Genomic DNA, 12,846 nt, shown 5'->3' with positions numbered 1-12,846 from the left:
CCATGGTTGCCGCCGTCGCAAACATCAAAGACCTGTTCTCGAGCTTCCTGCTGATCGAGCTGTTCAAGGGCCTCGCCCTGACTGGCCGTCACTTCTTCTCGAAGCACATCACGATCCAGTTTCCCGAAGAAAAGACGCCGCTGTCGCCGCGCTTCCGGGGCCTGCACGCGCTGCGCCGCTATGACAACGGCGAAGAGCGCTGCATCGCCTGCAAGCTGTGCGAAGCGGTGTGCCCGGCGATGGCGATCACCATCGAGTCCGACGTGCGCGACGACGGCTCGCGCCGCACCACGCGCTACGACATCGACCTGACCAAGTGCATCTTCTGCGGCTTCTGCGAAGAGAGCTGCCCGGTCGACTCGATCGTCGAGACGCACATCCTCGAATACCACGGCGAAAAGCGCGGCGACCTGTACTTCACCAAGGACATGCTGCTGGCCGTGGGCGACCGCTACGAAAAAGAAATCGCCGCCAACAAGGAGGCCGACGCGCGCTACCGCTGAAGAACCCCTCCGTTCGGCCGAGCGTCAAGCTCGGGGCTGCCCTTCGTGACAGCCGGGCGAACGGAGACGGTTCCAGGTTGCATTGATCCGCGTTCGACACCACATGAACACCACCACCGCGCTCTTCTACGTCTTCTCGGCCGTGCTGCTGGGGGCGTCATTCCGCGTGATCACGGCTCGCAGCCCCGTGCATGCGGCGCTGTTTCTCGTGCTCGCGTTCTTCTCGGCCTCGTGCATCTGGATGCTGCTGCGCGCCGAGTTCCTGGCCATCTCGCTCGTGCTCGTCTACGTGGGCGCGGTGATGGTGCTGTTCCTCTTCGTCGTGATGATGCTTGACATCAACGTCGATGCCTTGCGGGTCGGCTTCTGGAAGCACTTTCCGCTCGCGGCCATCGTCGGCGTGATCATCGTGCTCGAAATGGCGGCGGTGCTGCTGGGTGGCTTCCAGCTGGCCGATGCGCCGCCGGTGGACCCGGTGGTGGCCAAGATGGGCAACACCAAGGCGCTGGGCATCGAGATGTACAGCCAGTACATCTACCCGCTGCAGGTCGCGGCCGTGCTGCTGCTGGTGGCGATCATCGCGGCCATCGCGCTGACGCTGCGCCAGCGCAAGGATTCGAAGTTCCTCAACCCCTCGCAGCAGGTGCGCGTGAAGGCAGCCGACCGCGTGCGCCTCGTCAAGATGAAGGCCGAAGTGCCGCCGCCCCCCGCCGCACCTGAAGCCCCTGCCGAAGGAGGCAAGGCATGAGCGACCTGAGCCTCGGCCCGATCACCCTCGGCCACTTTCTTTCACTGGGCGCGATCCTGTTCACGCTGTCGGTGATCGGCATCTACCTGAACCGCAAGAACCTGATCGTGCTGCTGATGGCCATCGAGCTGATGCTGCTGGCGGTCAACCTGAACTTCATCGCCTTCTCGTACTACCTGGGCGACATGGCGGGCCAGGTGTTCGTGTTCTTCATCCTCACGGTGGCGGCGGCCGAGTCGGCCATCGGGCTGGCCATCCTCGTCGTGCTGTTCCGCAACCGCGCCACGATCAACGTCGATGAACTCGACGCGCTGAAGGGCTGATCCGATGTCGGCAACTCTCTCTCCCAACCTGCTCCTGGCGGTGCCCCTGGCGCCGCTGGCCGGGGCCATCCTCGCCGGCTTCTTCGGCAAGGCCATCGGCCGCACCGGCGCGCACCTCGTCACCATCCTCGGTGTGCTGGTCGCGTTCATCCTGTCGGCGATGACGCTGGTCGATGTGATCGCCGGGGCGCGCTTCAATGCCACCGTTTACGAGTGGATGGTGCTCGGCGACCTGAAGATGGAAGTCGGCTTCCTGATCGACGGGCTGTCGGCCATGATGATGTGCGTGGTGACCTTCGTGTCGCTGATGGTGCACGTCTACACCATCGGCTACATGCAAGAAGACCCGGGCTACCAGCGCTTCTTCTCGTACATCTCGCTGTTCACCTTCTCGATGTTGATGCTCGTGATGAGCAACAACCTGCTGCAGCTCTTTTTCGGCTGGGAAGCGGTGGGCCTGGTGTCCTACCTGCTGATCGGCTTCTGGTACACCAAGCCGACGGCGATCTTCGCCAACATGAAGGCCTTCCTGGTGAACCGGGTCGGCGACTTCGGTTTCATCCTCGGCATCGGCCTGATCGTGGCCTTCGCCGGCACGCTGAACTACGGCGAGGTCTTCGCCAAGCGCAACGACCTGGTCGGCATCACCGTGCCGGGCACCGAGTGGATGCTCATCACCGCGATCTGCATCTGCCTGTTCATCGGTGCGATGGGCAAGAGCGCCCAGGTGCCGCTGCACGTGTGGCTGCCCGACTCGATGGAAGGCCCGACCCCGATCTCGGCGCTGATCCACGCGGCGACCATGGTCACGGCCGGCATCTTCATGGTGGCGCGCATGTCGCCGCTGTTCGAGCTGTCCGACGTGGCGCTGAGCTTCGTGCTGGTGATCGGTGCCATCACGGCGCTGTTCATGGGCTTCCTCGGCATCATCCAGAACGACATCAAGCGCGTGGTCGCGTACTCGACCCTCTCGCAACTGGGCTACATGACGGTGGCGCTGGGTGTGTCGGCGTACTCTGTGGCGGTCTTCCACCTGATGACGCACGCGTTCTTCAAGGCGCTGCTGTTCCTCGGCGCGGGCTCGGTGATCATCGGCATGCACCACGACCAGGACATCCGCAACATGGGCGGCCTGCGCAAGTACATGCCCATCACCTGGCTCACCTCGTTGCTGGGCTCGCTGGCGCTGATCGGCACGCCGCTGTTCTCGGGCTTCTATTCGAAGGACAGCATCATCGAAGCGGTGCATGCGAGTTCGCTGCCGGGCTCGGGCTTCGCCTACTTTGCGGTGGTGGCCGGCGTGTTCGTCACGGCGTTCTATTCGTTCCGCATGTACTTCCTGGTCTTCCACGGCAAAGAGCGCTTCCACCACAAGCCCTTCCCCGGCGAGCACGACCACCACGACGACGCGCATGACCACCACGCGCATGAGCCGCACACGCCGCACGAATCGCCCTGGGTGGTGACGGTGCCGCTGGTGCTGCTGGCCATCCCCTCGGTCGTCATCGGCTTCATGACCATCGGGCCGATGCTCTACGGCGACTTCTTCAAAGACGCGATCACGGTCGATGCGGCCAAGCACCCGGCCATGGCCGAGATGGCGGCGCACTTCCACGGCGCGGCCGCGATGGCCGTGCACGGTCTGAGCACGCTGCCGTTCTGGCTGGCGTTGGCGGGCGTGGTCGTCGCCTACGTTTTCTACCTCGTCAAGCCGGCGATCCCGGCCTGGTTCGCGCGCACCTTCAGCCCGCTGGTCACGGTGCTCGAGAACAAGTACTTCATGGACTGGATCAACGAGCACGTCCTCGCAGCCGGCGCACGCCTCATCGGGCGGGGTCTGTGGAAGGGTGGTGACGGCCTGCTGATCGACGGCGCCATCAACGGCTCGGCACGCACGGTGGGTGGCATCGCGGCGCTGACACGCTTCGTGCAGAGCGGCTACCTCTACTGGTATGCGCTGGTGATGATCCTGGGCGTGATCGCACTCATGACCTGGCAGTTGTGGCCCTACATGAGCAACCTGCTCCGGTGAGCCGGTAGCCTCGGAGAACAAAAAACATGGGTTTGTTGAGCCTTGCCATCTGGTTGCCGATTGCATCGGGTGTGCTGCTGCTGGCCTTGGGCCGTGAAAACCAGGCGACGCTGGTGCGCTGGCTGGCGCTGATCGCCTCGGTGGTCAGCTTCCTCGTCACGCTGCCGTTGATCTCGCGCTTCGACACGGCGACCGCTGCCGCGCAGTTCCAGGAAAAGTACCCCTGGATCGAACGCTTCAACGTCAACTACCACCTGGGTGTCGATGGCATCTCGGTGTGGTTCGTGCTGCTCACCGCCTTCATCACGGTCATCGTGGTGATCGCCGCGTGGGAGGTGATCACCGAGCGCGTGAACCAGTACATGGGCGCCTTCCTGATCCTGTCGGGGATCATGATCGGCGTGTTCGCGTCGCTCGACGGCTTGCTGTTCTACGTGTTCTTCGAGGCGACGCTGATCCCGATGTACATCATCATCGGCGTGTGGGGTGGCCCGCGCCGGGTGTACGCCGCGTTCAAGTTCTTCCTGTACACGCTGGCGGGTTCGCTGCTGTCGCTGATCGCGCTGATCTTCCTGTACTACAAGTCGGGCGGCAGCTTCGACATCTTCACGTGGCACCGCGTGCCGCTGAACATGACCGAGCAGACGCTGATCTTCTTTGCCTTCTTCGCGGCCTTCGCGGTGAAGGTGCCGATGTGGCCGGTGCACACCTGGTTGCCCGACGCCCACGTCGAGGCGCCCACCGGCGGCTCGGTGGTGCTGGCGGCCATCATGCTCAAGCTCGGTGGCTACGGCTTCCTGCGGTTTTCGCTGCCCATCGCCCCCGATGCCTCGCAAGAGTGGACGTGGTTCATCGTCGCCCTGTCGCTGATCGCCGTCATCTACATCGGCCTGGTCGCACTGGTGCAGCAAGACATGAAGAAGCTGGTCGCGTACTCGTCGATCGCGCACATGGGCTTCGTGACGCTGGGCTTCTTCCTGTACAACGAACTGGGCATCTCGGGTGGCCTGGTGCAGATGATCAGCCACGGCTTCGTGTCGGGCGCGATGTTCCTGTGCATCGGCGTGCTGTACGACCGCGTGCACTCGCGTGAGATCGCCTCCTACGGCGGCGTGGTCAACACCATGCCCAAGTTCACCGCTTTCGCCGTGTTCTTTGCCATGGCCAACTGCGGCCTGCCGGGTACGGCCGGCTTCGTGGGCGAGTGGATGGTCATTCTCGGTGCGGTGAAGGTGAGCTTCTGGTACGGCTTCCTGGCGGCCACAGCGCTGATCTTCGGTGCTGCCTACACGCTGTGGATGGTCAAGCGCGTGTACTTCGGCCCGGTGGCCAACGACGACGTGCGTTCGCTCACCGACATCAACACCCGTGAGTTCGCCATGCTGGCGGCGCTGGCGATTGCCACGCTCTACATGGGTCTGTACCCCAAGCCTTTCACCGACGTCATGCACGCCAGCGTGACCGAGTTGCTGCGCCACGTTGCCGTGTCGAAGCTCAACTGAACCATCGGAACTGACGCCTTCGTCGGAACGACAACATGAACGAGATGAACTGGCTGGCCGTCTATCCGAGCCTCGTGCTGCTGGTGATGGCCTGCGTGGTTGCCGTGGTTGACCTGTGGGTCAAGAGCGAGCGCCGCACCCCCACCTACTGGCTCAGCCAGGCAACGCTCGCCGTCGTGGCAGTGATGTTCTGGTCGTACTTCGAAGGAGGCCTCAACATCTACGGCATGCAGGGCCTGGTCGTCGCCGACCCGATGGGCAGCCTGCTGGGCTTCTTCGCCACCATCGCCACGATGGTCACGCTGGTCTACGCGCAACCCTACGCCGCCGAGCGCGGCCTGCTGAAGGGCGAGCTGTTCACGCTGAGCCTGCTGTCGCTGCTGGGCATCTGCGTGATGCTCTCGGCGAACAACTTCCTGGTCATCTACCTCGGCCTCGAACTGATGAGCCTGTCGCTCTATGCGCTGACCGCGCTGCGCCGCGACGACCTCAACGCCACCGAGGCGGCGATGAAGTACTTCGTGCTGGGCGCGCTGGCGAGCGGCTTCCTGCTCTACGGCCTGTCGATGATGTACGGCGCGGCCGGTTCGCTCGACATCGGCGAAGTCTTCAAGGCCATCGGCACCGGCCAGATCAACAAGGCCGTGCTGGCCTTCGGCACGGTGTTCATCGTGGCCGGCCTGGCGTTCAAGCTGGGTGCCGCCCCGTTCCACATGTGGGTGCCCGACGTGTACCAGGGCGCGCCGACGGCGGTCACGCTCTTGATCGGTGGCGCGCCGAAGCTGGCCGCGTTCGCCATCACCGTGCGTCTGCTGATCGAAGGCATGCTGGGCCTGGCGGTCGATTGGCAGCAGATGCTGGTGGTGCTGGCGGTCGCGTCGATGGCGCTCGGCAACCTCGCCGCCATCGCGCAGCGCAACCTGAAGCGCATGCTGGCCTACTCGACCATCGCGCAGATGGGCTTCATGCTGCTCGGCCTGTGCTCGGGCGTGGTGAACAACAACACGCTGTCGGCGGCCAACGCGTACAGCTCGGCGATGTTCTACGCCGTGACCTACACGCTGACCACGCTGGGCACCTTCGGCATCATCCTGCTGCTGTCGCGCCCGGGCTTCGAGTCCGAAGACATCGACGACCTGAAGGGCCTCGCCAAGCGCAGCCCCTGGTACGCGGCCGTGATGGCGATCTTCATGTTCTCGCTGGCCGGCCTGCCGCCGACGGTGGGCTTCTACGCCAAGCTCTCGGTGTTGCAGGCGCTGGTCTCGACCAACGTCACCGGCTTCATCGTGCTGGCGGTGATCGCGGTCGTGCTGTCGCTGGTGGGCGCGTTCTACTACCTGCGCCTGGTCAAGGTGATGTACTTCGACGAGCCGACCGACACCGCCCCCATCCGCAGCAGCTTCGACGTGCGTGCGGTGCTGTCGATCAACGGCCTCGCGGTGCTGGCCTTCGGCCTGTTGCCGGGCGGCTTGATGGCGTTGTGCTCGCAGGCGATCGTGCGCTCGCTGGCGCTGGGCTCCTGAGCGCCTTGATGACGTCCGCGGCCGACGAGCACCTGCGCGAAACCTGCGTCGAAGGCCGCCAGGTCTACCGAGGGCATTTCCTCGACGTCCGCCGCGACGAGGTGCGTCTGCCCGACGGCAAGCTCACGCACCGTGAATACGTGGTGCACCCAGGCGCGGTGATGATCGTCCCGCTGCTCGACGACGGGCGCGTGGTGGTCGAGCGACAGTTCCGCTACCCGATGGGCCGCGTGATGCTCGAATTTCCGGCCGGCAAGCTCGACGCCGGCGAGCCGCCACTGAGCTGCGCGGTGCGCGAGCTGGCCGAAGAGACCGGCTACCGCGCGCGCGAATGGGCCCGTGCCGGCATCCTGCACAACGCCATCGCCTACTCGACCGAAGGCATCGAGGTGTGGTTCGCGCGGGGTCTGAGCCTCGGTGAGCGCGACCTCGACGCGGGTGAGTTTCTCGACGTGGATGCCGCCACGCCCGAAGCGCTCGACGCCGCCGCGCGCAGCGGCGAGCTCACCGACGCCAAGACGCTGATCGGCCTGCTGTGGCTGCAGAACTGGCTCGCCGGGCGCTGGCCGCTCGTGTGGCAGCCGGCCGCTTGATGCGTCTGCGGGCGGGTGTGGGTCGATGAAAGTCCTGGATCTTCGTTGTGCGCACGAGCACCGCTTCGAGGGCTGGTTCGCCTCTGAAGACGACTACCTCTCGCAACAAGAGCGTGGCCTGGTCGAGTGCCCGGTGTGCGGCGACAAGCAGATCGCGCGTTTGCCGAGCGCTCCGCGCCTGAACGTGACGAAGGCGCGCGAGCCGGTTGTGGCCCCGTCGCCGCAGCCCGAGGGCGCCGACACCGCCGTGACGCTTCAATCGGTGTGGATGCGCGCCGTGCAGCACGTGCTGGCCAACACCCAAGACGTCGGCGAGCGCTTTCCCGAAGAGGCCCGCCGCATGCACTACGGCGAGGCCGAAGAGCGCGCCATCCGAGGCAAGGCCTCGGCCGAAGAAGCCCAGGCCCTGGCCGACGAGGGCATCGAGGTCGTCGCGCTGCCGGTGCCGCCGGCACTCAAGGGCCCGCTGCAGTAGGGCGTCCGCCGCACGGCGTGCGGCCGCTGGCTCAGAGCAGCCGGCCCGGGTTCATCAGGTTCTGCGGGTCGAGGGCTTGCTTGATCGCCCGCATCAACCCCAGCGCCACCGGCGACTTGCGGTGCGCCAGTTCGTCGCGCTTGAGCGCACCGATGCCATGCTCGGCCGAGATCGACCCACCATGAGCCGTCACCGCGTCGTACACCCGCGTGTTGATTGCTGCCTCGTGCCGCGCGAGGAAGTCGGCCGCCGACTGCCCCACCGGCGATTGCACGTTGTAGTGCAGGTTGCCGTCGCCCAGGTGGCCGAAGTTCACCAGCCGCACGCCGGGGTGCGCGGCTTCGAGGGCGGCGTCGGTCGAGGCGACGAACTCGGGGATGCGCGACACCGGCAGCGCGATGTCGTGCTTGATGTTGAGCCCCTCTTCGGCCTGCGCCAGCGGGATCGACTCGCGCAAGTGCCACAGCGCGTGCGACTGGTCGAGGCTCTCGGCCACCACCGCGTCGGTGATCAGCCCGGCCTCCATCGCCGATTCGAGCAGGCCTTCGAACAGCCCGCGTGCATGCGCCTCGCCTTCGGTGTCGGACTGCTCCAGCAGCACCGTCCACGGCGCGGGCGCGAGTGGTTGGCGCAGCTGCGTGAAATGCCGCCGCACCAGGCCCAGCGACACCTCGTTCATCACCTCGAAGCCGGTGAGGCCGGCGCCCAGCCGCGCCTGCGCCAGCTGCAAGAGCGCGATGGCCGCCGGCAGAGTGGGCAGGCTGGCGAGTGCGGTCATCACGGCCGCCGGCTGCGGGTAGAGCTTCAAGGTGGCGGCGGTGATCACCCCCAGCGTGCCTTCGCTGCCGATGAAGAGGTCGCGCAGGTCGTAGCCGGTGTTGTCCTTGCGCAGGCCGGCGAGGCCGTCCCACACCTCGCCGCGGGCGGTCACGACTTCGAGCCCCAGGCACAGCTCGCGCGCGTTGCCGTAGCGCAGCACCTGCGTGCCACCGGCGTTGCTGGCGAGGTTGCCGCCGAGGGTGCAACTGCCTTCGGCCGCCAGGCTCAGCGGAAAGAGCAAACCCTGCGCGGCGGCCGCTTCTTGCACGCTTTGCAGAATGCAGCCCGCATCGACCGTCATCGTCAGGTTGGCCGCGTCGAGTGCGCGCACGCGCTGCATGCGCTGCAGGCTCAGCAGCACCTGCGTGCCCGAAGCGTCGGGCACCGAGCCACCGACCAGGCCGGTGTTGCCGCCTTGCGGCACCAGCGCCACGCCGTGTGCGGCACAGGCCTTCACGACGGCGGCGACCTCGTCGGTGCTGGCCGGACGCACGACCGCGAGCGCGCGGCCCCGGTAGCGCTTGCGCCAGTCTTGCTCGTAGGCCGTGAGGTCACCGCCGGACAGCACCTGGGCGTCGCCCACGGCCGCGCGCAAGGCCTGCAGCAGGTCGCTCACGGCGCGGGCCCTCGGTGCAGGCGGCGGCTCATGCCTGCGGCCTCGCGTGTCGCAGGCGCCAGCGCACGTGCATCGCGCAGGCGGCGAAGAGCACCAGGCACAGCACGATCTCGACGATGGCCAGCGGCACGCCGAGGCCGCGGTCGCTGGTCGCGCGCACGGTGCCTTCGGCGAAGTACAGCCACACCAGCAGGCTGACCCAGCGGTAGGTGTACATGCGGTTCTTCCAGAGGCCGGGGATGGGCAGCAGCAGCGGCAGCACCTTCAGCGCGAGCCACGAGCCGCCGGGGCGCACCGGCGCGAGCCACAGCTCCCAGGCCAGACCGAGGGCGATCAGGCCGAACACGCTGGCCAGGGCCATGGCACGTGTGCGGGCCACAAAGGGCGGCACCGGCGTCTCGGGCGCAGCGGAAGAGGAGGACGTAGAGGAGGGCAGGGCAGCAGTCATCGCTGGCTATCATGCCAGCAGCTCTTGCCCGCACCGCCGCACAGGCCGTCTGCCGGCCCGCCTTCAGGGGCATTCGCCCCGCGCACCGCACCTCGCCCATGAACTTTCGCAAACCTTTGACCGTGGATTGGCGTGCCCAGCTCCGCGAGTTGGTCGAGACGCTGCAGCGCTGGCCGTGGATGGACACGGTGCACACGCTGCGCGAGCGCTTCCGCGAAGACCGCCTGGGGCAGACGGCCGGCAGCCTGACCTTCACGACACTGATCTCGCTGGTGCCGCTGGCAACGGTGATGCTGGCGTTGTTCACCGTCTTCCCGATGTTCTCGAAGTTCCAGATCGCGCTGCAGAAATACTTTCTGCAGAGCCTGGTGCCCGACGGCATCGCCAAGCCGGTGTTGGGTGCGCTGACGCAGTTCGCGCTCAAGGCCAACAAGCTCGGCACGGCCGGCCTGGTGCTGCTGCTGTTCACGGCGCTGGCGCTCATGCTCACCATCGACCGCACGCTGAACGCCATCTGGCGCGTGCGCAAGCCCCGGCCCATCGCCCAGCGCGTGCTCGTGTACTGGGCGGCCGTGACGCTCGGGCCGCTGCTGCTGGGGGTGAGCCTCACGATGACCTCGTATGCGCTGTCGGCTTCGCGCGGGCTGGTGGGCACCCTGCCCGGGGGCGTGGCCTTCGTGCTCAATGCGCTCGAGTTCGCCGTGCTCGCCGGCGGCATGGCGGGGCTCTTTCACTACGTGCCCAACACCCATGTGCAGTGGAAGCACGCCTGGGCCGGCGGGCTCTTCGTCTCGACCGGGTTCGAGCTGGCGAAGAAGGGCCTCGGCCTGTACCTCGGCAGCGTGCCCACCATCACCAACGTGTACGGCGCGTTCGCCACGGTGCCCATCCTGCTGATCTGGATCTACCTCGGCTGGGTGATCGTGCTGCTGGGCGCTGTGATCACGGCCTACGCGCCGAGCCTGCAGATGCGCATCGTGCGGCGCGTGGCCGTGCCGGGCTACCGCTTCCACCTGGCCGTGGCCTTGCTGCGCGAACTTGCGCAAGCCCGTGGCTTGGCCACGCACGGCCTGAGTTCGGCGCAACTCGCGCTGGCCTTGCGCACCGATCCCTTGCAGATCGAACCGCTGCTCGACACCCTGGTTGCCATCGACTGGGTCGGGCGGCTCGACGAAGAAGGCGCGGCGCGCTACGTGCTGTTGTGCGACCCGGCCCAGACCCCGGCGGCGCCGCTGCTCGGCCTGGTGCTGATCGACCCCGGCACCGAACTCAAGCACTTCTGGCAGCGCGCCGGCTTCGACCGCATGACCCTCGCCGAGGTGGTGCAGGCTTGAGGGCGCGGCGCCGTCCGACCACCTCGCGGGCGGCGTTCTGCAGCGGTCAATTCCAGGCACGGATGCCCCCGCAGGGCAGGGAATATGGGGTTGCAGCCCGCTGAATGTGGGCTATATTGGCCCGCACCCCTGGCCGATCCAGCCGCCCTGGCTGCGAACGGCTCGCGTTAAAGCACCAGCCGATCGAGGAGGCCCCCGCATGAAAGTCGCCGACATCCTGCGCGTGAAAGGCGGAACGCTTTTCACCGTCTCACCCGATCAGCCCCTGGCCGACGCCATCGCGACGATGGCCGACCGCGACATCGGTTCGCTCGTCGTCATGGAACACGGCGAACTGGTGGGCATGCTGACCTTCCGCGAAGTCATCCAGGCCGTCGTGCGCAACGGCGGCGTGGTCGGTTCGATCGGCGTGCGCGCCGTGATGGACGACCACCCGCTCACCTGCACGCCCGAGACCGAGATCGACGAAGTGCGGCGCATGATGCTCGACCGCCATGCGCGCTACATGCCCGTCATGACGCAACGCACGCTGATGGGCGTGATCTCGTTCTACGACGTCGCCAAGGCCGTGGTCGAAAGCCAAGACTTTGAGAACCGCATGCTCAAGGCCTACATCCGCGACTGGCCGGTCGAAGAGCAGATCGAGCCGCAAGCGCAGCCGCAGAGCTGATTCGCCCACGGCGGGCAGGGCGCCCTCGGGGCCGGCCGTAAAATCGCGCCCTTCCCATCCAGCCCAGCCCCGACGCGGTGAACCCGCCGACGCGGCGCCCGCCCCCCATGTCTGGCAGCACCTTCGGCACCCTCTTTTGCGTCACCAACTTCGGTGAGTCCCACGGCCCGGCCATCGGCTGCGTGATCGACGGTTGCCCGCCCGGCATGGCGCTGAGCGAGGCCGACATCCAGCCCGAACTCGATCGCCGCCGCCCCGGCACCTCGCGCTTCGTCACGCAACGCAACGAGCCCGACCAGGTCGAAATCCTTTCGGGTGTGTATGAAGGCAAGACCACCGGCACGCCGATCTGCCTGCTGATCCGCAACACCGACCAGCGCAGCAAGGACTACGGCAACATCCTGCAGACCTTCCGCCCAGGGCATGCCGACTACACCTACTGGCACAAATATGGCATCCGCGACCCGCGTGGTGGCGGGCGCTCCTCGGCCCGGCTGACCGCGCCCACGGTGGCCGCCGGTGCGGTGGCCCGCAAGTGGCTGCAGCAGCAGTTCGGCACCACCTTCTCGGGCCACATGACGCAGCTCGGCGAGATCGAGGTGCCGTTCGAGTCGCTCGAACACGTGCCCAACAACGCCTTCTTCGCCGCCAACGCCAGCGACATTCAGCGCCTGGAAGACTACATGGACGACTTGCGCAAGGCCGGCGACTCGTGCGGCGCGCGCATCGCCGTGGCCGCGCATGGCGTGCCGGTCGGCCTGGGCGAGCCGCTGTTCGACAAGCTCGACGCCGACATCGCCTACGCGATGATGGGTTTGAACGCGGTCAAGGGCGTCGAGATCGGCGCCGGCTTCGCCAGCGTCGCGCAGCGCGGCACCGAGCATGGGGACGAGCTCACCAGCGCGGGCTTCAAGTCGAACAACGCCGGTGGTGTGCTCGGGGGCATCTCGACGGGGCAAGACATCACGGTGTCGATCGCCATCAAGCCGACCAGTTCGATCCGCAGCGCGAAAGAATCCATCGACCTCACCGGCCAGTCGGCGACGGTCGAGACCTTTGGCCGCCACGACCCCTGCGTCGGCATTCGCGCCACGCCCATCGCCGAGGCGCTGCTCGCGCTGGTGCTGATGGACCATGCCCTGCGGCACCGGGCGCAGTGTGGCGATGTGCGGGTGGACACGCCGAAGATCGCCGGGCCGCGCTGATCACCCGTTCAAGCGTGCATCCCGTGCGGGCTGAGGTGTCGAACCCCCCCTGCCA

At 66.7% G+C, this 12,846-nt stretch carries 13 protein-coding genes; 11 read left to right on the top strand and 2 right to left on the bottom strand.

The window, feature by feature from the left end; translation table 11 throughout:
- Positions 1-2: 2 nt before the first annotated feature.
- The 8 genes from nuoI to AC1KAT_RS08425 all read left to right on the top strand — a co-directional run bounded on the left by nuoI (position 3) and on the right by AC1KAT_RS08425 (position 7,699).
- Positions 3-503 (top strand): NADH-quinone oxidoreductase subunit NuoI, encoded by a 501-nt coding sequence (gene nuoI, locus AC1KAT_RS08460; RefSeq protein ID WP_480324759.1) that lies wholly within the window; start codon positions 3-5, stop codon positions 501-503.
- A gap of 103 nt (positions 504-606) precedes the next feature.
- On the top strand, positions 607-1,251 hold the full coding sequence (locus tag AC1KAT_RS08455) for an NADH-quinone oxidoreductase subunit J (protein WP_480324757.1): 645 nt from the start codon (positions 607-609) through the stop codon (positions 1,249-1,251).
- Positions 1,248-1,574 (top strand): NADH-quinone oxidoreductase subunit NuoK, encoded by a 327-nt coding sequence (nuoK, locus tag AC1KAT_RS08450; RefSeq protein WP_480324756.1) that lies wholly within the window; start codon positions 1,248-1,250, stop codon positions 1,572-1,574. Before AC1KAT_RS08455 ends, nuoK begins: the two co-directional genes overlap by 4 nt.
- A gap of 4 nt (positions 1,575-1,578) precedes the next feature.
- Positions 1,579-3,606 carry an NADH-quinone oxidoreductase subunit L gene (gene nuoL / locus AC1KAT_RS08445; protein ID WP_480324754.1) on the top strand — a complete coding sequence of 676 codons (2,028 nt, stop codon included), beginning with the start codon at positions 1,579-1,581 and terminating at the stop codon, positions 3,604-3,606.
- A 26-nt stretch (positions 3,607-3,632) separates the two neighbouring features.
- On the top strand, positions 3,633-5,108 hold the full coding sequence (locus AC1KAT_RS08440; protein WP_480324752.1) for an NADH-quinone oxidoreductase subunit M: 1,476 nt from the start codon (positions 3,633-3,635) through the stop codon (positions 5,106-5,108).
- 35 nt (positions 5,109-5,143) lie between these two features.
- The gene (nuoN, locus tag AC1KAT_RS08435; RefSeq protein WP_480324750.1) at positions 5,144-6,631 is read left to right on the top strand and encodes an NADH-quinone oxidoreductase subunit NuoN; all 1,488 of its coding nucleotides are present in this window, start codon (positions 5,144-5,146) and stop codon (positions 6,629-6,631) included.
- An 8-nt stretch (positions 6,632-6,639) separates the two neighbouring features.
- Complete coding sequence (locus AC1KAT_RS08430) at positions 6,640-7,224, top strand: NUDIX domain-containing protein (RefSeq protein WP_480324748.1); 585 nt, start codon at positions 6,640-6,642, stop codon at positions 7,222-7,224.
- A 25-nt stretch (positions 7,225-7,249) separates the two neighbouring features.
- Positions 7,250-7,699, top strand: coding sequence for a DUF1178 family protein (locus AC1KAT_RS08425; RefSeq protein ID WP_480324746.1), 450 nt, complete (start codon positions 7,250-7,252; stop codon positions 7,697-7,699).
- A 31-nt stretch (positions 7,700-7,730) separates the two neighbouring features.
- Here AC1KAT_RS08425 and AC1KAT_RS08420 read toward each other — a convergent pair whose 3' ends face one another.
- A complete protein-coding gene (locus tag AC1KAT_RS08420; protein WP_480324744.1) occupies positions 7,731-9,134 on the bottom strand; it encodes an FAD-binding oxidoreductase in 1,404 nt (467 codons plus the stop codon).
- 28 nt (positions 9,135-9,162) lie between these two features.
- The gene (locus AC1KAT_RS08415) at positions 9,163-9,582 is read right to left on the bottom strand and encodes a DUF2069 domain-containing protein (RefSeq protein WP_480324742.1); all 420 of its coding nucleotides are present in this window, start codon (positions 9,580-9,582) and stop codon (positions 9,163-9,165) included.
- A 98-nt stretch (positions 9,583-9,680) separates the two neighbouring features.
- Between AC1KAT_RS08415 and AC1KAT_RS08410 the strand changes: the two genes are divergently transcribed.
- From AC1KAT_RS08410 to aroC, 3 genes are all read left to right on the top strand, one after another.
- Positions 9,681-10,916: a YihY family inner membrane protein gene (locus AC1KAT_RS08410; protein WP_480324740.1), complete on the top strand. Its 1,236-nt coding sequence runs from the start codon at positions 9,681-9,683 to the stop codon at positions 10,914-10,916.
- Between the two features lie 199 nt (positions 10,917-11,115).
- Positions 11,116-11,586, top strand: a complete 471-nt coding sequence (locus AC1KAT_RS08405) for a CBS domain-containing protein (protein ID WP_480324737.1) — start codon at positions 11,116-11,118, stop codon at positions 11,584-11,586.
- Between the two features lie 107 nt (positions 11,587-11,693).
- A complete protein-coding gene (aroC, locus tag AC1KAT_RS08400) occupies positions 11,694-12,791 on the top strand; it encodes a chorismate synthase (RefSeq protein ID WP_480324735.1) in 1,098 nt (365 codons plus the stop codon).
- Positions 12,792-12,846 lie beyond the last annotated feature (55 nt).

It is taken from the genome of Piscinibacter sp. PDB5-1, assembly GCF_056676035.1.
This window is presented reverse-complemented; position numbering and strand designations above follow the sequence as displayed.

Bases quoted from the DNA above. Each gene is read 5' to 3' on its own strand.
- nuoI (WP_480324759.1), top strand. From the start codon at position 3: ATGGTTGCCGCCGTCGCAAACATCAAAGACCTGTTCTCGAGCTTCCTG.
- AC1KAT_RS08455 (WP_480324757.1), top strand. From the start codon at position 607: ATGAACACCACCACCGCGCTCTTCTACGTCTTCTCGGCCGTGCTGCTG.
- nuoK (WP_480324756.1), top strand. From the start codon at position 1,248: ATGAGCGACCTGAGCCTCGGCCCGATCACCCTCGGCCACTTTCTTTCA.
- nuoL (WP_480324754.1), top strand. From the start codon at position 1,579: ATGTCGGCAACTCTCTCTCCCAACCTGCTCCTGGCGGTGCCCCTGGCG.
- AC1KAT_RS08440 (WP_480324752.1), top strand. From the start codon at position 3,633: ATGGGTTTGTTGAGCCTTGCCATCTGGTTGCCGATTGCATCGGGTGTG.
- nuoN (WP_480324750.1), top strand. From the start codon at position 5,144: ATGAACGAGATGAACTGGCTGGCCGTCTATCCGAGCCTCGTGCTGCTG.
- AC1KAT_RS08430 (WP_480324748.1), top strand. From the start codon at position 6,640: ATGACGTCCGCGGCCGACGAGCACCTGCGCGAAACCTGCGTCGAAGGC.
- AC1KAT_RS08425 (WP_480324746.1), top strand. From the start codon at position 7,250: ATGAAAGTCCTGGATCTTCGTTGTGCGCACGAGCACCGCTTCGAGGGC.
- AC1KAT_RS08415 (WP_480324742.1), bottom strand. From the start codon at position 9,582: ATGACTGCTGCCCTGCCCTCCTCTACGTCCTCCTCTTCCGCTGCGCCC.
- AC1KAT_RS08410 (WP_480324740.1), top strand. From the start codon at position 9,681: ATGAACTTTCGCAAACCTTTGACCGTGGATTGGCGTGCCCAGCTCCGC.
- AC1KAT_RS08405 (WP_480324737.1), top strand. From the start codon at position 11,116: ATGAAAGTCGCCGACATCCTGCGCGTGAAAGGCGGAACGCTTTTCACC.
- aroC (WP_480324735.1), top strand. From the start codon at position 11,694: ATGTCTGGCAGCACCTTCGGCACCCTCTTTTGCGTCACCAACTTCGGT.